The sequence below is a fragment of the Shewanella sp. SM87 genome, from assembly GCF_025653705.1.
Lineage (GTDB): Bacteria > Pseudomonadota > Gammaproteobacteria > Enterobacterales > Shewanellaceae > Shewanella > Shewanella oncorhynchi.
On the sequence record NZ_JAKKSC010000013.1, the window covers coordinates 89,597 to 112,094 of the forward strand.

The following is a 22,498-nucleotide window of genomic DNA, read 5'->3' on the forward strand; positions in this document are numbered from 1 at the left end:
GTTTTTTCTTCATCTTTTGTAATTTCGACTCATCCATTAAGCGATTCTTGCGATCAACGGTATGGTTTACGCTAAATTTGAGCATAAAAAAGCACCGGTAATAACCAGTGCTTTTTTGTGCGTAACGCTATGCAGATTTAATGCTGTTAGCTTTTAGCTGCGTCGTTTTGTGCGGCTTGAATTGCCGTTAGTGCGATAGTGTAGACGATGTCATCGACTAACGCGCCGCGAGACAAGTCGTTCACAGGTTTGCGCATACCTTGCAGCATAGGACCAATACTGATCAGATCGGCGCTTCGCTGTACGGCCTTGTAAGTCGTGTTGCCTGTATTAAGGTCTGGGAACACGAAAACGGTAGCTTGACCAGCGACAGGGCTATTAGGTGCCTTAGAGCGGGCAACGTTTGGCATAACCGCCGCATCGTATTGCAATGGACCATCAATAATCAGATCTGGGCGTTTTTCTTTGGCAATACGGGTTGCTTCACGCACTTTATCCACATCAGAACCTGTACCTGAGTTGCCAGTTGAGTAGCTGATCATCGCCACTCTTGGCTCGATACCGAAGGCTTTTGCTGATTCCGCCGATTGGATGGCGATATCTGCTAACTGCTCAGCATTGGGATCTGGGTTAATCGCACAGTCACCGTAAACAAGCACTTGATCTGGCATCAGCATAAAGAAGATGGATGAAACTAAGCTTGAGCCAGGTGCCGTTTTGATCAATTGCAGTGGTGGGCGAATGGTATTGGCTGTGGTGTTAACCGCACCAGAAACGATACCGTCGACTTCGTTTTGCGCCAGCATCATAGTGCCGAGCACCATGTTGTCTTCTAACTGTTCACGGGCAACGACTTCAGTTAAGCCTTTGCTGCGACGCAGTTCCAACATAGGTTCTACGTAACGGTCGCGCACCTCTTCAGGATCGATAATGATCACGCCTTCGCCAAGCACCACATCTTGCTGGGCGGCGATACGCAGGATTTCATCTTTTTTACCTAAGAGTACACAGCGAGCAATACCGCGTTCTGCACAAATGGCCGCCGCTTTAATGGTACGCGGCTCATCACCTTCTGGAAGCACCACAGTCTTGTGGGCGGCGCGCGCCAATTCCGTGAGTTTGTAACGGAAAGCGGGTGGCGACAGGCGATGCTCACGGGGTGAGTTTTTAGTCACGCTTTCAATCCACGTTTGGTCAATGTGGCTGGCCACATAATCCTGCACCAGATCGATACGAACCGCGTCATCGACAGGTACTTCATGGTCGAAACGTTGAATGTTGAGCGAGGTTTGCCAAGTGTTACTGTCTATTAAGAACACAGGTAAACCGGTTTCAAAGGCCTGTTCACACAGCTTAAGGATTTCTGGCTCTGGCTCGTAGCTACCGGTCAACAACAGGGCACCAATTTTCACGCCGTTCATGGCCGCAAGACAGGCTGATACGATCACATCTGAGCGATCGCCTGAGGTTACAAGCAAGGAGTCAGTCTTGATATGAGTGACCATGTTCGGGATACTGCGGGCACAAAAGGTTACTTTACGCAGGCGGCGGGTATGCATTTCACCAGCATTTAGAATGCGTGCACTTAAATGTTTCGCTAAATCCGACGCACGAGGAGCGACAAGATCAAGATTGTAGGGCACGCTGCCTAAAATACGCAGTGGGCTTTTACCCGGCAGTTGGAACATGCTGGCCGCATCTGAGCGTTGAACACCTTGGTGATCAAAGACTTCAGATAGATCAGGGCGCGCGCGACCTTCGTCGTCCACGGGGGCACCAATCTTGTTAATTACAGCACCAATTAAGCGTTTATTCTTTTTCCCGCCCCAAGAGTTATAGGCGATTTCGAGGCGATTCATTAGCCCTGTAGCCGTATCACTGCCTGGTGTGGCAATAAAAATTACGTCGGCATCCATGGCTTTAGCGATGGCATAGTTCACATCATCGGCGAAGGGATGATTACGCGTTGGCACTAAACCTTCGACAATTAAGGTCTCTGTGTTGCTAGCGCAATCGGCCGCACGGGCGATGATTTGCTCCATTAAGACGTCGATTTGATCGGCGCGAATTAAGGCTTCGGCATGGGCCATGTCGAAGGGCTCTAAGGGATTTACTGTTGGCGATTTGCTCAGAATAGTGGTCGAGCGTTCTGGGCCATTATCGTTTGGACGAAGCTGAGAAATAGGCTTAAAGAACTGAACCTTAACCCCGTGGCGCTCCAGTGCGCGCACCATCCCAAGGCTTAAGGAGGTCAGGCCGACTCCGGTACCTATGGGGATTAACATAATATTACGAGACATAAAAACCTCTAGTGTCGATGGTTTTTGGCAGAATAGTTTCTGCAAATTTGCTTGTGAGTACGGCTACGTAAGGTATAAAGCCGTTTGGGTGAGCAAACGGCTTCGGCCTTTTTATTTGTTGATAAGTTTAATGGAATCTTCGGCGATAACCCATTCTTCGTTCGTTGGGATCACCATGGCAATCGTGCCTTTATCTTGGGTGATGATACCTTTCTTACCGAAACGCGCCGCTTTGTTGCGCTCACTATCGACATGGAAATTGAATATTTCCAGCATGTTGAGCACTTTTTCACGGATTAAATCTGAGTTTTCACCAATACCACCGGTGAAGACGACTGCATCTAAACGGCCCAGTGGCACAGTGTAAGAGGCGATGTACTTGGCTAAGCGGTAGCAGAAGATTTCTAAGGCTAAGGTCGCGCCTTTATGGCCCTCGGCGTAACCTTCTTCGATGCCACGGCAATCGTTGGTCAGCTCGGAAATACCCAGCAGACCACTTTGCTTGTTCATCAGGTTATTCACTTCTTCTAAGGTGTAACCCAGTTGATGAACTAAGTGGTAGATGATTGAAGGGTCAATATCGCCACAACGCGTGCCCATAACCAAACCTTCTAATGGGGTTAAGCCCATAGAAGTGTCGACACTTTTGCCGCCTTTGATGGCAGTCACTGACGCGCCATTGCCTAAATGAGCACAGATCACGTTGGTATCTTCGATGGGCTTGTTGAGCATTTTTGCCGCTTCACGGCTAACGAATAAATGACTCGTGCCATGCATGCCATAACGACGGATACCGTGTTCACGGTATAACTTGTAAGGCAGGGCGTAGACATAAGCTCTGTCTGGCATGCTTTGGTGGAAAGCGGTATCAAATACAGCAACCTGTGGCAATTTAGGGAAAGAGGCCATTGCCGCGCGGATGCCGATAAGGTGAGCAGGATTGTGCAGTGGGGCTAATGAAGCACAGTCTTCGATGCCTTTGATCACGCTCTCATCGATGATCACTGAGCGAGTGAATTTCTCACCACCGTGAACGATACGATGGCCAACGGCTTGAATTTTTGCTGCTAATTCAGGTTGTTCCGCAAGAATTTTATTAACAATGTATTCAACTGCTTCACGGTGAGCCGTAAATGCACCTAAGGCTGCTTCATGTTTTTCGCCGTTGATTTTCCATTTAATGCGAGAGTCTTCTAAACCAAAACATTCGGCTAAGCCAGAAATTTGGTCGTCACCTGTTTGCGCGTCAATGACGGCAAATTTGAGAGAAGAGCTACCGCAATTGAGAACTAAAACCAGTTTATTTGACATGTGTAAACCCTTTGCCATTGTGTTTAATATAACGATTCAAAATAATGAGGAACTGCGGTGTTTTTACCATATCAGTCTTGGGGCGATTCGCCAGATTGTGCTATGGTAAGAGCAGTATTCCATTGTAGTTGGTGTCTAAGATTGAGCATTAAGATCCTCAAAACCTTAGGTGATGGTCATCAGTATATGAAGACTTGGCCTATGGTTAGACAACTGGGTTTTTATTTTCCTGAGTATCGGGTCGTCCGAGCAACTCAGCTCGCCATACTGGTGATGCCAGTGCTGGCGATTTTTGTGAGCATGAGCCAGCTGTATATTCACGGTTGGGCATTTCTGCCCCAAGCTGTCACTCTCGGTTTATTTTTCATCAGCTTACCGTTACAGGGGCTGCTGTGGTTAGGCTGGCGAGCTCGCCATCCATTACCGTTAACGCTGTTCGACTGGATTAACCAGTTGAGTGCGAAGTTGTCATCCATGGGTATCAATTGCCACACTTTAGGCGCTAAGGCCTGTTACCTCGATATGGCACTGATTTTAAAAATAGCCTTTGAGCGTTTAGATGCCAGTTATTGGGAAGAACTTTAGGCCGTTGCCGCGGTTATCCGTTTTGGCTTTTCTATTACTGTGGATTAATAAATCGCGTTAATCCCTTGTTGGACAAATACCGCTTTGATCTTTTCCATGGTTTCTCGACTCGGGGGGGATATCCCATCGAGTTGATAGCTTTCGCCCATGGCTTCCCACTTATGTTTACCTAATTCGTGATAGGGTAGTAACTCTACCTTTTCAATGTTTTTCATGGGCTTGATAAACTCGGCCAGTTGTAATGCCGATGCTTCATCGTCGGTAAATCCGCCCACTACGACATAACGTATCCATGTCGCTTGATTACGCTCTGCTAAATACTGCGCAAACTGTAATGTTCTATGGTTGCTGACTTTAGTTAACTCAATATGTTTTTCATCGTCCATGTGCTTGATGTCGAGCAGGACCAAGTCAGTATGGTCGAGCAACTCATCAATCACTGGCGTGTACTTACGTACAAAACCATTGGTATCTAAACAGGTATGAATACCTTCTTGCTGACAGGCTGTGAATAATTCGGCGACAAATTCGGCCTGTAAAATGGCTTCACCACCACTGGCCGTAACACCACCATTGCTGGCATCGAGAAAAGGCCGATAGCTTATGATTTGACTCATTAACTCATCGACCAGAACTTCTTTTCCGCCATCAAGATCCCAAGTGTCACGGTTGTGGCAATATTGGCAGCGCATTAAACAGCCCTGCATAAAGGTGATAAACCGTATGCCGGGACCATCTACTGTGCCAAAGGATTCCACCGAGTGGATCCGACCGATAACTGCCATTGTGACTCCTGTTAAAATAAGTGAGGCTGTAGCACAGTGTACTACAGCCTTGACTAATTTAGCTTACAGACCTTTTGTGAATGTACGCGTGATCACATCTTGTTGTTGTTCTGGCGTCAGTGAGTTGAAGCGCACTGCATAGCCAGAAACACGGATGGTCAGCTGTGGATACTTGTCTGGATGCTTAACGGCATCTTCGAGCATCTCGCGGTTCATCACGTTGACGTTCAAGTGTTGGCCACCTTCTTTTTTGTCATTGTGGTCGAAGTATCCGTCCATCAATGCCGCTAAGTTGGTACGGCGAGCATCATCATCTTTACCCAGCGCATTTGGCACGATTGAGAAGGTATAAGAAATACCGTCTTGAGCGTGGGCAAATGGGAGTTTTGCCACTGAGGTTAAAGAAGCGATTGCACCTTTTTCATCACGGCCATGCATAGGGTTTGCACCCGGTGCAAATGGCGCACCTGAACGACGACCATCTGGTGTGTTACCGGTTTTCTTACCATAAACCACGTTTGAGGTGATGGTCAGAATTGACTGCGTTGGGATCGCATTGCGATACATTTTACGGTCACGAATTTTCGCCATAAAACGTTCAACTAAGTCACAGGCGATATCATCTACACGTGGGTCGTTGTTACCAAATTTTGGATAGTCACCGCTGATATCGAAATCAACTGCTATGCCGTTTTCATCACGAACCGGTTTTACGGTGGCGTATTTGATGGCAGATAGTGAGTCGGCTGCGATAGATAAACCCGCAATACCACAAGCCATAGTGCGACGTACGTCTCTGTCGTGCAGCGCCATGAGCGCGGCTTCGTAAGAGTACTTATCGTGCATGTAGTGGATTGAGTTCAGTGCAGTGACATATTGAGTCGCTAACCAATCCATTAAACCGTCTAAGCGATTCATCACATCATCAAAGTTGAGCACTTCGTCTGTGATCATGTCTGCTTTAGGGGCAATTTGGATTTTCAGTTTTTCGTCTACGCCGCCGTTAATCGCATACAGCATGGTTTTCGCTAAGTTAGCGCGAGCACCGAAGAACTGCATGTGTTTACCCACAACCATAGGGCTCACACAACAGGCGATTGCATAGTCGTCTGATTGGAAATCTGGACGCATTAAGTCATCGTTTTCGTATTGGATTGAGCTAGTGTCGATAGACACTTTGGCGCAATATTTTTTGAAACCGATTGGCAGTTTATCTGACCATAATACTGTGATGTTTGGCTCTGGACTTGGACCCATAGTGTAAAGGGTGTTCAAGAAACGGAAGCTTGATTTCGTCACTAACGTACGGCCATCTAAGCCCATACCGCCGATTGACTCCGTCGCCCAAATTGGGTCGCCTGAGAACAATTCGTCGTATTCAGGGGTACGTAGGAAACGCACCATACGCAATTTCATCACGAAATGGTCAACCATTTCCTGAGCTTGTTGCTCAGTTAAGGTGCCATTTTTCAGATCACGTTCAATATAGATGTCGAGGAATGAAGAGGTACGACCTAATGACATGGCAGCGCCGTTTTGGCTCTTCACTGCAGCTAAATAGCCGAAGTAAGTCCATTGGATCGCTTCTTGTGCATTGGTCGCTGGACGAGAAATATCGAAGCCATACTTGGCAGCCATTTTCTTCATTTGGCCTAATGCACGGTGTTGCTCGGCAATTTCTTCACGTAGTTGGATAACGTTAGATAACTCTTCACCCGCTTCGAACTGCGCTTGCAGTGAGCTAAATTGGGCAAACTTATCTTTCATCAGGTAATCGATACCGTAAAGTGCCACACGGCGATAGTCACCAATGATACGGCCACGGCCATAAGCATCGGGTAAGCCCGTTAAAATACCTGATTTACGACAGGCCATAATTTCGGGGGTGTAAACATCGAACACACCTTGGTTATGGGTTTTGCGCAGTTCTGAATAAACGTATTTAACATCTTCATCCAGTACACGATCGTAGGCGGCGCATGAGCTTTCCACCATACGAATACCACCGTTAGGCAACATAGCGCGTTTTAGCGGCGCGTCTGTTTGTAAGCCAACGATAGTTTCTAATTCTTTGTTGATATAGCCAGCGTCGTGGGAAGTGATGGTTGAAACCATCTTAGTGTCGAAATCAACAGGCGCGTGGGTACGGTTTTCCTGTTTGATGCCTTCCATGACTTTATCCCACAATTTTGTGGTCGCTTCGGTGGCACCGGCGAGGAAGGACTCGTCGCCTTCAAAAGGCGCGTAGTTTTGTTGGATAAAGTCACGTACATTGACTTCAGATTTCCAATCGCCAGGAGTAAAGCTTTCCCATGCGTTGGCAAACAGTTCAGTTTTGTCGGTCATCGTACTAATACCTTCTGGTTGAGATAAAAGGTTATTGGCGATCAGCGTTAAGCAATGCTGAGTATAAGCCAATAGCTAATTCCTGAAATAAAGCTCCCTTCATGATGACGCCCTATGATGGGAACTGGATTTTGAAGCGCTCGTCACTCCAAAAGTCTGTCTATTGATACCCGATAAGATGACAAATATTCGCTTACTTTGATTATCGGCTACTGATAAATCTTTATAATTGGTAAGACCAATTGTCCATAGGCATATTAACATAGGTCTGTCGCTATCGCATCTTAAACGGCTTGGTTTATGCTCTGTTAATCCCAAATTTGCTAGCTAGGTAGCATTTTTTTACCACAATAGGGAATACGGCACGCTTTTTAAGTTGGTGTGACATCTGAACCCCATTATCTCTTAAATCAGCCTGCCTATATTGTTCCCATTTACTGTCCACCTTTAGCGAGGATAAATCTATCCTCGTATAGGCTGATTTTGATTGGTGGGAGTCACGGCTCGATAATGGGAGCTGTCACAGTAGGCGCAGTGGTTATGATATTAAAAATAAGTTTGATGTTAGCTATTTGTATTAATTTATTTTTATTTGCTAACTTAGTGTCGATTTAGGAGACGGCATGTCATAACGCCATCAAATAAAGCATGCAATGCTTAAATCATTCAGGAAGGGTTAAAGAGTGGCTAAATACAGTAGTTTGCTATGATGCAGGCAACTTGTTACTTGCTGTTGGACTAAACTGTAAATGCTAAAGTATCGGTTCAATTTAATGAATACCGAGAGACACGCGTCAAGCTCTTGGTCATTTAATGTGTCATTGCTGAGGTTAACTTGAATCTATAGCGCATTAATTTAAGCGTTAGTTCACTAAATATGAGATGGAAACGTGCAGGATTTGCATCGTATACCATCTTAATTAAGCCACATTCTCGCGATGAAAATTGTGTCACCATGGTAAGACCAATTAACCTTTTGTGTTTTTGGCTTCAAAGTTTTCACATTTTGGGTGTGAATAGCATCACGCTTTAGCAATATCTGCTTCACAGCATAAGCGCGTTGTATGATACAAAGCGAGACTTTAGTGAATCATCATTTAAGCAAATCATTATCTCGGTTTTGATTCGTATTATCTGCGCAATGGCGCTGCTGGAGATACCTATGCTACGCGTTCAAGTTTGTTTATCTGAAGTTGGAGTTATGCAATGAAAAGCCCAAATCCATCGTCATCAGTTCCAACTGTGACAAACAGCGCACATGAAGCGCCACAGGTTTCAGCTCATTTTAGTTGTTACAATCAGGCTGAAATTTACGGGACAAGCAAAGTGGTTAAAGCACCTTGGCAGTCCTTTGGCTTAGCCGTGTTTGCTGGCGCATTTATCGCTTTAGCCTTTGTTTTTTATTTAACCGTAACCACTGGCGCAGGCGATGCGTCTTGGGGTTTAGTTCGTTTCGTTGGCGGAATAGCCTTTAGTTTAGGTTTAATTTTAGTGGTTGTTTGCGGTGGAGAACTGTTCACCAGTTCTGTGCTCAGTACCGTTGCATGGGCACAAAAACAGGTCACTGGCGCTGAATTACTCAAATGTTGGTGCCGCGTGTATGCCGGCAATTTTGTCGGAGCCATGTTGATGGTTTGCTTGATCACTGCCGCAGGTATGTATGAGCTTGATGGTGGTAATTGGGGATTAAATGCACTTAAAGTGGCACAGCACAAACTGCACCATACTTGGGTCCAAGCTTTTAGTTTAGGCATTTTATGTAACATGTTGGTGTGTTTAGGTGTGTGGATGACCTTTGCTAGCCGTGATGTACTGACGAAATCATTACTGTTAATTTTACCTGTGGCTATGTTCGTTAGTAGTGGCTTTGAACACAGTATCGCTAACTTATTTATGGTGCCTATGGGCATGATGATCCAATCTATCGCCAGCCCAGAGTTCTTCGTGTCTTTAGGGGTTACTCAAGCACAATTTGCCGATTTAACCGTGGCAAACTTTATATTCAATAATTTAATACCTGTAACCTTAGGCAATATTGTCGGTGGCGGTGTGATTGTTGGTTTAGGTTATTGGTGGATAGAGCAGGGTAAAGTCACCTTGGCTGAATCACACAAAGCTCATCATGAACACTTTTCTGCACCACATTCACATACTGAAAAAACTCAGCATCAGAGTGAGATTAAGCTGACTAAACATTCTTAAAACGTCTTTAATTATCAGTCTGAAGTGAAAGTAATGAAGTAAATAAAAACGGCATCCGAAGATGCCGTTTTTTGATTAGGTTCTAGTTCTAATTGAGAAATGCGATATTAGAACTTAACTTTGTATCCTGCAAATACTACACGACCTAAGATGTTGTGCGTATCAGTGTCGTATCCAGGGTAACCTAAGCTATAGTTAACTGTTGGCATGGCATCAAATAAGTTACGTGCACCTACAGTGACTTTCCCATAATTGTTGAAGTCATAGTTAAGTGTCATATCCCAAGTTGTAAACGAAGAGAAGTCTTGCTTATTAGTGCCGGCTTCCTGCTGTTGTGGTGTTTCACCATCATAAGAATCAATATATTTAGCGATTAAAGACGCGGAAAAATCGTCAATAGCGTAGCTAAATGTAGTATTGAAACGCAGTGGTGGATAACCTTTAGTTCCTAAAACATCATAGCGTTGAGCAATTGGACTTGCTTGCTCTGAATATTCAAGTGCATATGTACCCTCAACTGCGAACTTCAGCTCACCCATAGCGCCTAGATCGTATTTAGACGTAAAAGAGACATCAAGACCTGAGGTTTGTACGCCATCCATGTTGATGTTGCCAGCACCAATTTCATCGATTGTGCCATCAGCTTTACGTTTTACATAAATGTAGTTTGGATCGTAGGCGCCTAAACCAGCTGTCGCTTCTAAGTCGACAATAGTCTGAGCATCGATATAACTTACTTGGTCAGTGATTTCAATATTGTAGTAATCAACGACAAAATCAATATTTTCGGTGATGTTCCACACTGCACCAAATGAGTATTGAGCTGATTTTTCTGGTTCTAAATCTTTATTACCTGAACTTTTACGTAAATACTGGTTATCTTCACATGCTTTGTTACCTGCTTGTTGATCATCAGGTAAGCTTTGGCACAGAGTGGTATCAGTTATTGAATCATAACTTGTTGCTGGCTCGCCTAGTAAGTCGTCTAAAGACGGTGCTCTAAAGCCTTGTCCATAAGATGCTCTTAATACTAAGTTATCAAGCACTTCATAACGCACGTTAATTGAACTTGATAATTGGCCAACATCAGGAAGACTGTATTGGTCATAACGACTAGCAAGTTTAACGTTTAAATTTTCTAGAACTGGAAGCTCTAATTCAACAAATGCAGCTTTATAGCTTCGGTCACCAGCTGAATCACCACCATAAGTACCTAGTACATTGCCTGCCGCTTGTTGCGCATCACGAGTATCTTTGTACTCCATTTTTTGATATTCAACACCGACGGCATAGCCTAAATCGCCACCAGGTAATGCTATTGGTGCTAAAGCTGCCCAAGATAAACCTGTACCAGTTGTGTTCGATGTCGCTTTACGTGTTGCTGTATGCAAAAATGTATCTAAGGTTGCCTGTGTTGCATTGCCACCTTCCACAAAAGGGTTATACAGTTCTTTATCTACAGCTTCTTGTAACTTATCTTCAAAGACATAAGAGTCCGTTTCGATATTAACGACTTGATCAGAATATTGAACATACCAGCTTAATGAACCAGCATCTAATTCAAGATTCAAGCCAGTAACGATATCGACTACATTTGAGTCGAATTCTGTTTTGCGATCAGCTACACCTTTTAAGCGGTGATAGGCTTGAACCTCTGACGCTTGAGCTGTGCCATATGTTGGATTTAACTTGTTATCAGCAGCCATATATAGATTAGGAGTCCATAATGCTGTTGAAGATGTGGTTGATTTATCACGCATTACAATTGCTTGACCAAACCACTCTAGTTCATCAGAAATGCGATGAGTCATATTTGAAAAAATAGAGTCTTTAGTTTGTTCAGGTAAGTAATCTGTGCCATCAAAATGACTGAATCCACAGGCCGAGCCATCTTTAGTGGTAATAACTCTATCAGCAGGACAGTCTTTACCTGGAACTTGTAATCCTGTGTAAACAGGGTCATCAAATGTTCCATCAGCGCCTTTTCCTGGGCGAGATGCTACAGGACGATATGTTCCTTCTGGAGCATACAAACCACTTCGACCATATTTTTGGTCCCAGTTAGCTGTTATGTGAGGGCGTTGTCCACCTTGCAGAGGGTCAAATGCTTTATGTTCGATAACAACTAAACTACTACCTTTATCATCAGTTTTACCAAATGTAATAGAAGCAGATTTTTCATCACGTCCACCTTGTGTTGGGCTACCGAATTTTGCATCGAATGCTAAGCCATCGAATGTCTTTTTAAGAATTATGTTAATTACACCACCGATAGCGTCAGAACCATAAATAGCTGATGCACCATCACGTAAAATTTCGATACGCTCAATTGCATCCATAGGGATTAAGTTGAGGTTGGTTGAATCACCACCAAATGTTGCGGAAGGAGCGATCCGACGTCCGTTAATTAATGTTAGCGTACGGTTAGAGCCTAATCCGCGCATGCCTGAACTTGCATGGTTACTTGCTGAACTTCCAGCGTCACTAATAAAACTTCCCGCAGTATTAAATGGCATTTGAGCTAATACTGCAGAAACGTCGCTTAAGCCTGTTTTAGCTATATCTTCAGCCGATAAAACCGTAACAGGCAATGCTGATTCCATATCAGTTCTTTGAATACGAGAACCTGTTACTTCAATACGTTCAACTTTTGCACCGTCTTCAGCAGCAAATACTGCTGAAGTTGATAATGCTGCTGTAGCAACTCCGCTGATTAACGCAAAGCGAACTGCTTTGGCTAATGTAGATTTTGCGCGCATTCTATTCTCCCTTAACATTTGTTTTTTTGTTTAATTCTTATTTTATTAAAAGTCACTTTTGTAACCAATAAGTGTCACCTTTAATTAGGTTCAAGATATAACCACAAGAAAATAACAAGTGCAACATTCTAAATGTTTCTTAAATTGTTTCTGATTTGTAAAAGTTGATACTAAATGTTTTTTTTAAAAAGGGTTTGCGCATCATTAATGCCGTTAGTGATGGTTATTTGGCATTTCACGTATCTTTTTTTGTAAATTTTGTTTAAATTTTGTTTAAGTATTGAGTGTGTTATTGTTATATTGTTTTAATTTTGTTTTAATTTTGTTTTAATTTTGTTTTAATTTGTTTTTGGTTAAATCATACTTTTTTATTATTTTTATAGAGAAAATAGGAAATGTTGCTTATTTAGTTTGTCATTCCGTATATCTTCAGGTTTGCTCGTGAAGCTGAGCTTGATATAAAGGGTTCCATGCTGTTTAAGTTAGATAGTTTATTCTTTTAAATGTGCACTTTTTTAGAAGGCCTAGGATAGGTTTGGTTTGAAATTGAACAGTTTTTTTAGGGGGGTGTTTTAATATTCTTTTGAGTTTCAGTAGGTTTTTCTAATTAATGTGTGCAGAGTGCATATAATAGAGAATTAATTTTTACTTGGTTCTATTCTGTTTATTAGCTCTGCCACTTTAAATTGCAGTGGAAAGTAGTGTCCTAAATAACATAGGGCGACATAGGCAACCACTAAGGTGGCGATTACCAGTTCGAATTCTGCTAAGTATTTTATCCATATCGCTAACTCACCCATGTTATTGAACTGCGTTAACCAAGCTGCGGTTTTAAAGAGGGCGGTTGCACCGATCACCATAGGGAAGGTAAAGGCTGCGTAGCCTGGGCTAAAGGGCAGTTTTAGTAGGTGAAAGAAGGCCAAGTAGATGATGCTGGTCATCAGAATGGCGATGCTCAGTAGTAAGGCGACTAAGGGAATCGACGCCTGCTCGCAAACGGTCAGATAACCTGCAAGTGATAAACTGGCGGGCGCCGCGAGAATGGCAATGGTTGGTTTAGCGGCATCGGGTATCGCCTGACAGAAAATGAGGCGATAGAGCATCAAAGGCAGCATGATTAAGTAAGCCAACATCCCAAAAACCAAAATGACATTTGCTAACCATTGGTAGTCAGACACAGGGAAAGACACTGCCGCGACGATAATGCCAATCGGTGGTACGAACCAGCTCGGAACCATGTGCTCGAGTTTAAAATCAATGGCGCGATAATAGATAAACGCGCTTAGGAAGATCACATGGATACCAATGGCGACTAGCCACAGAGTTAAGCCTGCATGGGGGAAATAATCGCCGAGTGATTTAGACACCACCATCAAGCCCATGGCGAAGGTGGGGATTACACTACCAATCACAGGGTGACTTAGCTCGTCCTTTAAAATATTAGGATGAAGCATGAATTTACCCATGAGCAATAACAGCAACACAGAGGCTATGATGGCGCCTGTGAGTTGTCCTGCGCCATTAAGTGAAGGTGTCATGTTCTCCCATGTCCAACCTAAGCTGGCAATTGCCAATGCCAACCCAGCCATAGGGCTGGGAAGTTTAGCTGCGTGGGATGTCCAGCGTTTGCGTTTTGAAGTCATTTTGAATACCTCTCAATACTGACAATGCTTAACATCGCTTTTTTGGGGCGCTGTTTTGATGTATTTAGTGTACTGTGGGTATCAATAATAAATAAATTTGATTAATTTTATTCATTACATAATTTTTATTTACTTTGATGTTGCTATTAAACTTAAGGTTTGAGTTTACAACGTAGTAGCGTGTGCCCTAGGCCAAGATTATCTGTATCTTCATCTACATACAGTCCCGCTTGGTGAAGCAGGGCCAATAAATCCTTAGAGTGATACATGCGGCTATTGCCATTGGCCATGGCGCTGAAATAGAGGCTAGTGGCATTTACGCAATAGGCGGAGGCGGCCGATGGCTGTCTATCCCAAAAGGTTTCGACGATAAAGAGTTGGCTGCTTGATGTCATTGCCTTTGCCGTACGTTGTAAAATGCTCAGGATTTGGCTTTTTGAAAAGCAATCCAGAAATTGACTCATCCAGTAAGTATCGGCGCCTTCGACAAAGGGTTGGGAGTCGTCCAGCAGATCGGTGGCAAAGGTATGCACTCGTGCTGCAAAACCTCGTGCGAGTGCATTTTGTGTGGCTACCTCTAGTTGCCCCGGAAAATCCATAATCGTGACTTCAACGTTTGCGTCATAATCACAGCAGCTCAGTGCCCATTTTCCCGTATTGCCGCCTATATCCACTAAATGGATTGGCTTATGGGTAAACACTAATGGCAGAAGGTGTGGAAAGGCATGATCCGAATAGTAATGATCGAAGGCAAACCAGCTCTGTTTCGCTTTGGGTGGTAGATCTTTTAAGGCGGGGTAGATGGTATTCCAGTCACCGAACACCTTAAGTCCTGCGGCCTTGCCTTCGAGTAGCGCGGTATCAAGGTTAAAAAGGCCTTGATAGCAAACATCCTGCACAAAGTTAAGATTGATGGCGGCCATGTCGTCATGGAGTAAAAAGTGCCCCGTTTTATCGAGCACATAACCATTTTCATTTTGCCAAACTAAACCCATACTGAGTCCCATATCCAACAATACTCCCAAGGCATATTCACTCAGTGGGGTGGATTGCCTTAACTCGGCTGCAGTGATCCCATGATCGGCCGCGTTATCTATTTGGGCTAGCACATCGAATTTGAGTAGGCAGTGGGCGACTTGAAAGCTGATGGGGCCAAAGGCAATTTTTTGAGCTTCAAACTTCGCATTGAAGGCGCTGATATTACTTGGTGTTCGGTAAAAAGACATAAAAAGGAATGAATTGGCGAGCTGGTCCGTTCTTTATAACCAAGTTAGCCGTGAAAGCCAGTTGAGATACAAAGAACTATGAGCTGTATCCAAACTTGAGCAGTAACTTGTTTATGCTCTGTAATCGAGATCTAAATAATGGAATGCCATAAATAAAAATACCCAGCCAAAGCTGGGTATTTTAAGGACGATAAAACGTCGTTTATTGAACGTTTTCTTCGTCGCCGAATTGGCCTTGGAACAAGACTGAAGATAGGTAACGCTCGGCTGCCGATGGCAAAATCACCACAATGGTTTTGCCTGCAAACTCTGGCAACTCAGCGATGCGGTTTGCGGCGACAACGGCGGCACCCGATGAAATACCCACTAAAATGCCTTCTTCTTGCATTAAGCGGCGGGCCATGTCGATGGCTTCATCGTTAGTTACAGCCTCAACACGGTCAATCAATTCTAAATCTAAGTTACCTGGGATAAAGCCTGCACCAATACCTTGAATTTTATGCGGCCCTGGTTGCACTGGTAAACCCGCTAAGGTTTGAGCTATAACAGGAGAATCTGCTGGCTCAACCGCAACTGAGGTGATGGTTTTACCGGCCACTTTTTTCAAGTAACGGCTTACACCAGTAATTGTACCGCCAGTACCTACACCGGCAACAAACACATCCACTTCACCATCGGTATCATTCCAGATTTCTGGACCTGTGGTTTTTTCATGGATTTCTGGGTTAGCAGGGTTATTAAACTGCTGCAATAAAATGTATTTTTCAGGAGCCGATTGGCGAATTTCTTCCGCTTTATCAATCGCACCTTTCATGCCTTTTGCGCCTTCAGTCAGCACGAGAGTTGCGCCTAAGGCTTTGAGTAGCTTACGACGCTCTAAACTCATGGTATTTGGCATGGTCAGGGTCAGTTTATAGCCACGGGCCGCGGCAACATACGCTAATGCAATACCTGTGTTGCCTGATGTCGGCTCAATCAGCTCGTGATTTTTTGTTAATAGACCTTTCTTCTCGGCATCCCAAATCATATTGGCACCGATACGGCATTTAACACTGAAGCTTGGGTTACGGGCTTCGACTTTGGCCAGCACTTTACCTTGGCTAACACGGTTTAAACGTACTAGTGGTGTATTACCAATAGTATATGAATTATCTTCGAAAATTTTGCTCATGGATTGCTTGCTCCTATGTTGGCACTACTGAATCATAATCTGCTGTGGCGCTTTTAGAAGTGATTGTTTGTTCTTCTTTATTCGATTTGGTTATTAAAGGGGGTGCTGTTATTCGCAAACCCTGATTGGCAGCCAGTTTAACTGTGTTAACCTCTTGCTAACATAAAAAAGATTGTGGCATTAACAGGGATAACTTCTTGATGTCTCAATCGTAAAACTAGCCTATCACTCGTATCGGACAAGCGCAAAGATGAAGCAGCAACAAATGGATCTGGGTAAAGATCCAAAAACGATGGTAACACCAAAGGCATTTACCATTGCAGCATCCGTGTTATACACCCCATTGGCGACACCGTTGAAGCGGATGTTAGCCATACTGATTGATGGTTTGCTGATCACTGTGTTAGCTGAGCAGATGGATTGGATGTTTGTCTTGCTGGTGGTCAGTATTATCTGGATTGAAAAGCGCAGTCGTAAGTTTGGTCGTTTACTCAAGTGGGGACTTTATGCCTTGATGTTGGTTTTTATGTTGCTGACAACCGCCAATAATCTGTTTGATTTTAATGGAACAGACGTTAAAAGCAGTGAGGGAGTAGAGCAACAATTGGCATTAGGTGAACAAATCATTACGTCACTACCAGCATTGATGTCGTTGAGCCAGTGCAATAATTATGCTTGTGGTAAAACTCAAGTTCAATCCCTACATGAAGCGATAAAAAGCGCTTCAGGATCAAAGGGCATGACAGAAAATGATCAACGTGAAATAGTGCTAGCAACCATAGCCAACAGTAGTTTGCCTGCCATAGACAGTGAAAAGTTACAGGCGGAAGTGCTTAATGGCAGCCTATGGCCTGTTATTACGCTTCCTGTTGAGTTGGCGACAACAGATTCTCCGCCTGAGCCACTTCAGCCTATTCAAGCTATTTCGCCGGATGTACAGCCGCAAAGCGCGGTGGCTGATGCAGTAAATGTGAGCTCTTCGCAATATTCTCGCCTCAGAACCGTTGATGAAGCTCCAACCCATAGTGTTGTTGCTTGGGTGAAAGGCTTTCTGAGTGATATGGGGCTGGGTTTTGGTTGGGCAGCGTTTTACTTTACCGTCTTTACTGCACGATTTGATGGTCAAACCTTAGGTAAGAAGATGCTGGGCATTCGGGTGATCCAGCTCGATGGTGCCAACATCAGTTTATGGGCCGCGTTTGGCCGTTATGGCGGCTATGCCGCAGGCTTTACCACTGGCTTACTTGGCTTTATGCAAATATTTTGGGATGCCAATCGGCAGGGGATCCAAGATAAAATATCTTCAACAGTCGTGATAGACTTAGTGCAAATGCATAAAAAGCAACGATTAGAGCAACAAGCGCAGGGGCAAAATGAGTTAGCACCTGTGCTTACGAGTGATGATGCATCCTCTGCTCACCTTACAACCAGTACCCGTTTGGAGCATTTATGAAACAGGTCGTCATTTCGGGGAGTGGCCTATTTACGCCGCCCCACAGTATTTCCAATGAAGCCTTAGTTGAGAGCTTCAATGCTTATGTGGATATTTTCAATCTTGAAAATGCAGGCTTAATTGAGCAAGGCCATGTTGCGGCTTTGTCCTATTCATCGAGCGAGTTTATTGAAAAAGCCTCAGGCATCAAGCACAGATATGTGATGGTGAAAGAGGGCATTCTGGATCCCGAAGTCATGATGCCGTTGATTCCTGAGCGCAGTAGTGACGAATTATCGATGCAGGCCGAGATTGGCCTTGAAGCCGCATTGATGGCGCTTAAAAATGCCAATCTCAAGGCTGAACAAATTGACTTAGTGATTGTTGCCTGTGCTTATACTCAGCGTGCGTATCCTGCTATGGCGATTGAAATTCAACGTGCACTGGGTACGCGGGGTTATGGTTACGACATGCAGGTAGCGTGTTCATCGGCGACGTTTGCAATTGTCGCCGCGGCTAATGCCATTGCTACGGGTTCTGCCTCAAGAGTGCTAGTGATCAACCCTGAAATTTGCTCGGCACAGGTGAATTATCGCGACCGTGACAGCCATTTTATCTTCGGTGATGTAGCGACGGCTCTGGTACTGGAAGAACAAAGCTTAGCCCAGTCTGACCATGTGTTTAAGATCCTCTCAAGCCGCTGTTTTACCGATTACTCGAACAATATTCGCAGTAATTTCGGTTTCTTGAACCGCTGCGATCCGAGTGCGGCCCATCAAGCCGATAAGCTATTCCACCAACAAGGGCGCAAGGTATTTAAAGAGCTGTTGCCGATGATTTATCAACATTTGGATGAACATCTGGCCGAACAAGCGTTAACGCCACAGTCCTTCAAACGTTTGTGGTTACATCAAGCCAACATCAACATGAATCAGTTCGTGGTGAGAAAGCTGTTAGGGGATGATGTGTCAGCGGAACAAGCGCCCGTGGTGTTAGATGAATACGCCAATACGGCTTCCGCGGGTTCTGTTATTGCATTTCACAAGTTTTCCGGTGACTTTAAGACTGGCGATTTAGGTTTATTGAGTTCGTTTGGCGCAGGATATTCTATTGGCAGCGTTATTCTGCAGAAGGTCTAAGATTCTCACCGTCATAATAAAAAGCCCACATCGAGGAAGATGTGGGCTTTTTTATGTCAGTTGTTTGCCTAAGTTGCTTTCTGTTTAAGGCAATGATTGTTTATAGCAGCCATGCGTAACTTAACTTCATAAAGTAGGTTTTCTCGTCCCGCGTCAGGCGGCTTAACTCATCATTAGCCTGTAAACTATCAGAGTATCCGAGGTAGAACACACTCTGCGGATTGAGTTTATAACCGTAGAGGAGCTCATTGCCTAAATGCGCTTCCTCACTCTGAGGCGCCGAATATAAATACTGCGCCACATTGCGATTTATCCGGGTGTAAATGCTAGAAAGGCGAATAAAACTGTGTAGACTGAATTGCCAGTTGAGGCGTACATCGCTCAGATTAGCGGTAAAAAGTGCACCTTGTTCCACATCCATTTGCTGATAAAGATGGGATATATCGATAGAAAGTCCATTAGCAATTTTCCAATTGATACTCGGGTTCATTTGCGTTTTAGTGCCCAGCCTATCATTGATAAAATCAATTTCATCGCCGTAGTACATTTCAAGCTCCATACTCAGGGGCGATAACGGGGTTACTGCGCCATAAAACCACACTTGGGTTTCATCATATAGTTGACTATTTCCGGCGATAGTGAGTTGTGAAGCATCGCGGCGAGGGCCCACACGTTCACGGGTTTCTACACCAAAGGTGATTTCGCTTTGTAATGCGCCGAGGATTTCGATGTAGGCTTCATACTCTTCTTCAAGTCGTTCGCCTGCTTGGTTATGAGTGATATCCCAATCTCCCGCTAATTCCACCTTGTTAAAGGTGCCCGTAGGATACCAAATCAAACCCGCACCAGCCTCAAAGGTGCGGTAATCGATTTTTTCGACAAAGCCTAAATCGGCACGAAAATCGGGATCAACTGCGTTGTATTCACTGTAAGCAAACCAATTTCGCTCTTCGTGTTTAAAGGTTAACTGATATAAATTGCCGCCAAAGCGGCTATCAGATTGGCTACGTAATACTTGTTCGTTGAGTTGGCAGTGACCGAGTTCGCAATCAAGCTGAGATTGGCCACAGGGCAAACCATTACTAGGGTCATTTTCAGTATCAGTACAAAATTGACGATAGACTCCCGTGGGGTATTGAGTATCCGATTGGGCCACTTGTGCAGTGAAACTGTCCTGTGGTGTTGGTTGATATTTCGCATCCAGACTAATGACATAGTTGTGGTAATCGGGTTGGCTGTTAATCCCATAGTGCAGGTTATTTACTGTACCATTGTGAGTGTTGTCACTGCTCGTTTTCGCGGTAAGTAATCCACCGATGGAGAAGGTTTTGCTCATGTCGAAACGATAACGTCCCGCAAGGTTCAAACTTTCTTGATCAAGCGAGGCAACCTCTGAGCTTAAATTTCCCGGTACCAAAAACGTGGTTTGGCTATCGTTACTCGCTAGCAGAGCTAAGGTGTGATCATCGCTCTTACTTGTCAGTTTGATACCATAGTCAGGTGCAACAATATTGCGGGTGTGCAGCAGATTCACCTGTGTGTCGAAATAGTCTTTATTATCCAAAAAGAACGGCCGTTTCTCATCATAGAACAAGGAGAAAGTGCTGTTCACATCGAGCTGGCCAGCATCGGATTCCACTTGGGAAAAATCGGGATTAATGGTGGCATTGAGTAAGGTGCTGGAATTAATGCCCCAGCGTAAGTCTACACCTGGCTCGAGATTGTTATCAGCTTCCCAGCCATCCGCCTGTTTATGTTCGTTACGGTTGGCGATAAAAGTCGGGGTGATTTGTACATCCTGTCCTTGTTCTGCCCCCGCCAAGCCAGAAGCCACACCTAACTGACAAAGTTGACAACTCGTATTACGGTCAATCTTATGGGTCGATAGGCGATGTTTTTCATTGCGTGGATAATAACGAATTAACTCAAAGCCCCATTCTTGCAGGCTTTTCTTGTCGTCAAAGTTGAACAGTCTCAGTGGTAACTCGACTTCGACCTGATAGCCATCGGCGGTGATCTTGCCTGCGGATTTCCAAATACCATCCCATGCTTCGCTTTCTTCACCCGTTAGTTCGTTTTCAATTGAGTCTAATTGCACGCCAAGGGGATTAATAAAAAATTGGTACGCTAAACGGGCATTATTAAAAGTATCGAGTTTAATTCCGACTAAATCATCACTCCACAGCTTGTCTCTGTCCTTGAGTGTGGCCCGAATGAGTTTGGGATTAATGTCTTTGGCAGTAAATGCCACAAAAAGACTGGTTTTAGTCGCATAAACTCGCGCCTCGGTTTTCACTAATGCGGCAATGTTTTCCCCTGGTTGGGTTTCGTATTTGAGCTCTGTGACTGCGGCTTGTTGCCAAATGGCATCGTCCAACTCACCGTCGATATTGGCAGCACTGTTAAGTGTTGGAATAGCTAACTGAAATTGGCTGGCATAGCCAGCAAGGCAAGTTACAGGTAGAAAAGCAAGACTAGATAAGATGATGGCTAAGATTGATTTCAACAAAAAAGACTCAAATAACACATTCGTGGCGCGCATTTTGCCAGAAAACGTGAAGTTAACAATAGCGAGTAATTGTTACAAGGTTTGCGTTGATTTTAACGAGGCGAAACATGATTGGATTATTGGGTCTAAAAAAATTGGGGAGCAGTGCTGAGCCATGACTCAGCACTGCTGGTGTTACTACTCGGGTGCGATGGCATGGTTGCGATACGCTTCACGATACTTATCGACCCACATGGCCGTCGCGCCACAAATCGCCACTGGCATGACGATAAAGTTGACTATGGGGATCATCGAAAATAGCGTCACAGTTGCGCCAAAGCTAAAACTGGTGCCACGGGTTTGATTCAAGGCAAAGCGCATATCTTTAAAACTGACCTTGTGGTTATCGAAGGGATAATCGCAGTACTGAATCGCCATCATCCAAGCGCTGAACAGAAACCATAAAATCGGCGCCAGCGTCTGGCCTACCATAGGCACTAAAAACAATAACAAAAATACCAGTGCGCGGGGCAGATAGTATTTGAGTTTGATCCACTCACGCCCAAGGATACGCGGTAAGTCTTTGATTAAATCAATACCAGAACCGGTATTCAGCTGCTTACCAGTTAACAGCTGCTCGACTTTTTCAGCCAACAGACCATTAAAGGGGGCGGCGAGCCAGTTCATGACGGAGCTAAATACAAAAGCAAGCATCACCAGCATAGTGGTGACGGCGAGGGGCCAAAGCAAAAAGTTTAACCAGCTTAAATATTCAGGGAGCTGGGCATTCATCCAAGTGAATAGCGTATCTAACTGGCCTATGGCTACATAAATGACGCCAGCAAACAGCAGTAGGTTAATCATTAACGGAATAAATACGAAAGTGCGCAGGCCTTTACGTGTGATTAAACCAAAGCCATCGAGAAAATAATTAACGCCACTTTTGGCTGGGAAGGGCAAGGTTTTTTTCTGTGTCATATCGTTTTTCCAAAAAGTTAAGCGACAGCTATATGCGATTGTGATCAACTCATGGACAGATGACAAGCTAAAAGCCGCATGAATTCAATAAAAAGCGTTACAAAATGCTGCCTGCTTTGTTAAAGTTGCCAGC

General features: G+C 44.4%; 14 protein-coding genes. 4 read left to right on the plus strand and 10 right to left on the minus strand.

What is annotated here, in order from left to right:
• Positions 1 to 146: 146 nt before the first annotated feature.
• On the minus strand, positions 147 to 2,300 hold the full coding sequence (gene pta / locus L5M11_RS12315; RefSeq protein WP_263184831.1) for a phosphate acetyltransferase: 2,154 nt from the start codon (positions 2,298 to 2,300) through the stop codon (positions 147 to 149).
• Between the two features lie 111 nt (positions 2,301 to 2,411).
• Positions 2,412 to 3,611, minus strand: a complete 1,200-nt coding sequence (gene ackA / locus L5M11_RS12320) for an acetate kinase (protein ID WP_219234385.1) — start codon at positions 3,609 to 3,611, stop codon at positions 2,412 to 2,414.
• 141 nt (positions 3,612 to 3,752) lie between these two features.
• On the opposite strand from ackA, the gene yfbV reads away from it, so the two are divergent.
• On the plus strand, positions 3,753 to 4,196 hold the full coding sequence (gene yfbV / locus L5M11_RS12325) for a terminus macrodomain insulation protein YfbV (protein WP_081729091.1): 444 nt from the start codon (positions 3,753 to 3,755) through the stop codon (positions 4,194 to 4,196).
• A gap of 44 nt (positions 4,197 to 4,240) precedes the next feature.
• Here the strand turns inward: yfbV and pflA are convergent, their stop codons facing one another.
• Positions 4,241 to 4,981, minus strand: a complete 741-nt coding sequence (gene pflA, locus L5M11_RS12330; RefSeq protein ID WP_105252135.1) for a pyruvate formate lyase 1-activating protein — start codon at positions 4,979 to 4,981, stop codon at positions 4,241 to 4,243.
• A gap of 63 nt (positions 4,982 to 5,044) precedes the next feature.
• Positions 5,045 to 7,327, minus strand: coding sequence for a formate C-acetyltransferase (pflB, locus tag L5M11_RS12335; protein WP_263163340.1), 2,283 nt, complete (start codon positions 7,325 to 7,327; stop codon positions 5,045 to 5,047).
• Between the two features lie 1,206 nt (positions 7,328 to 8,533).
• On the opposite strand from pflB, the gene focA reads away from it, so the two are divergent.
• Positions 8,534 to 9,529 carry a formate transporter FocA gene (gene focA, locus L5M11_RS12340; RefSeq protein ID WP_263163338.1) on the plus strand — a complete coding sequence of 332 codons (996 nt, stop codon included), beginning with the start codon at positions 8,534 to 8,536 and terminating at the stop codon, positions 9,527 to 9,529.
• A gap of 107 nt (positions 9,530 to 9,636) precedes the next feature.
• Here the strand turns inward: focA and L5M11_RS12345 are convergent, their stop codons facing one another.
• From L5M11_RS12345 to cysK, 4 genes are all read right to left on the minus strand, one after another.
• Entirely contained in the window at positions 9,637 to 12,288 is a 2,652-nt protein-coding gene (locus L5M11_RS12345) for a TonB-dependent receptor plug domain-containing protein (protein ID WP_263184828.1), read from the minus strand.
• A 638-nt stretch (positions 12,289 to 12,926) separates the two neighbouring features.
• Entirely contained in the window at positions 12,927 to 13,931 is a 1,005-nt protein-coding gene (locus tag L5M11_RS12350; RefSeq protein ID WP_263192235.1) for a TDT family transporter, read from the minus strand.
• A gap of 152 nt (positions 13,932 to 14,083) precedes the next feature.
• Entirely contained in the window at positions 14,084 to 15,157 is a 1,074-nt protein-coding gene (locus L5M11_RS12355) for a methyltransferase (RefSeq protein ID WP_263192236.1), read from the minus strand.
• A gap of 202 nt (positions 15,158 to 15,359) precedes the next feature.
• Positions 15,360 to 16,328, minus strand: coding sequence for a cysteine synthase A (gene cysK, locus L5M11_RS12360; RefSeq protein ID WP_113940761.1), 969 nt, complete (start codon positions 16,326 to 16,328; stop codon positions 15,360 to 15,362).
• A gap of 250 nt (positions 16,329 to 16,578) precedes the next feature.
• Between cysK and L5M11_RS12365 the strand changes: the two genes are divergently transcribed.
• Positions 16,579 to 17,781 (plus strand): RDD family protein, encoded by a 1,203-nt coding sequence (locus L5M11_RS12365; RefSeq protein ID WP_263192237.1) that lies wholly within the window; start codon positions 16,579 to 16,581, stop codon positions 17,779 to 17,781.
• Complete coding sequence (locus L5M11_RS12370; protein WP_028760965.1) at positions 17,778 to 18,899, plus strand: beta-ketoacyl-ACP synthase III; 1,122 nt, start codon at positions 17,778 to 17,780, stop codon at positions 18,897 to 18,899. The genes L5M11_RS12365 and L5M11_RS12370 overlap by 4 nt, the downstream gene beginning before the upstream one ends.
• Positions 18,900 to 18,999: 100 nt before the next feature.
• Here the strand turns inward: L5M11_RS12370 and L5M11_RS12375 are convergent, their stop codons facing one another.
• Together L5M11_RS12375 and cysZ are read right to left on the minus strand one after the other, a co-directional pair.
• On the minus strand, positions 19,000 to 21,441 hold the full coding sequence (locus L5M11_RS12375) for a carbohydrate binding family 9 domain-containing protein (protein WP_263192239.1): 2,442 nt from the start codon (positions 21,439 to 21,441) through the stop codon (positions 19,000 to 19,002).
• A gap of 144 nt (positions 21,442 to 21,585) precedes the next feature.
• Positions 21,586 to 22,365, minus strand: coding sequence for a sulfate transporter CysZ (gene cysZ / locus L5M11_RS12380; protein WP_131523549.1), 780 nt, complete (start codon positions 22,363 to 22,365; stop codon positions 21,586 to 21,588).
• Positions 22,366 to 22,498: the final 133 nt, after the last annotated feature.

Bases quoted from the DNA above. Each gene is read 5' to 3' on its own strand.
- pta (WP_263184831.1), bottom strand. From the start codon at position 2,300: ATGTCTCGTAATATTATGTTAATCCCCATAGGTACCGGAGTCGGCCTG.
- ackA (WP_219234385.1), bottom strand. From the start codon at position 3,611: ATGTCAAATAAACTGGTTTTAGTTCTCAATTGCGGTAGCTCTTCTCTC.
- pflA (WP_105252135.1), bottom strand. From the start codon at position 4,981: ATGGCAGTTATCGGTCGGATCCACTCGGTGGAATCCTTTGGCACAGTA.
- pflB (WP_263163340.1), bottom strand. From the start codon at position 7,327: ATGACCGACAAAACTGAACTGTTTGCCAACGCATGGGAAAGCTTTACT.
- focA (WP_263163338.1), top strand. From the start codon at position 8,534: ATGAAAAGCCCAAATCCATCGTCATCAGTTCCAACTGTGACAAACAGC.
- L5M11_RS12345 (WP_263184828.1), bottom strand. From the start codon at position 12,288: ATGCGCGCAAAATCTACATTAGCCAAAGCAGTTCGCTTTGCGTTAATC.
- L5M11_RS12350 (WP_263192235.1), bottom strand. From the start codon at position 13,931: ATGACTTCAAAACGCAAACGCTGGACATCCCACGCAGCTAAACTTCCC.
- L5M11_RS12355 (WP_263192236.1), bottom strand. From the start codon at position 15,157: ATGTCTTTTTACCGAACACCAAGTAATATCAGCGCCTTCAATGCGAAG.
- cysK (WP_113940761.1), bottom strand. From the start codon at position 16,328: ATGAGCAAAATTTTCGAAGATAATTCATATACTATTGGTAATACACCA.
- L5M11_RS12365 (WP_263192237.1), top strand. From the start codon at position 16,579: ATGAAGCAGCAACAAATGGATCTGGGTAAAGATCCAAAAACGATGGTA.
- L5M11_RS12370 (WP_028760965.1), top strand. From the start codon at position 17,778: ATGAAACAGGTCGTCATTTCGGGGAGTGGCCTATTTACGCCGCCCCAC.
- L5M11_RS12375 (WP_263192239.1), bottom strand. From the start codon at position 21,441: ATGCGCGCCACGAATGTGTTATTTGAGTCTTTTTTGTTGAAATCAATC.
- cysZ (WP_131523549.1), bottom strand. From the start codon at position 22,365: ATGACACAGAAAAAAACCTTGCCCTTCCCAGCCAAAAGTGGCGTTAAT.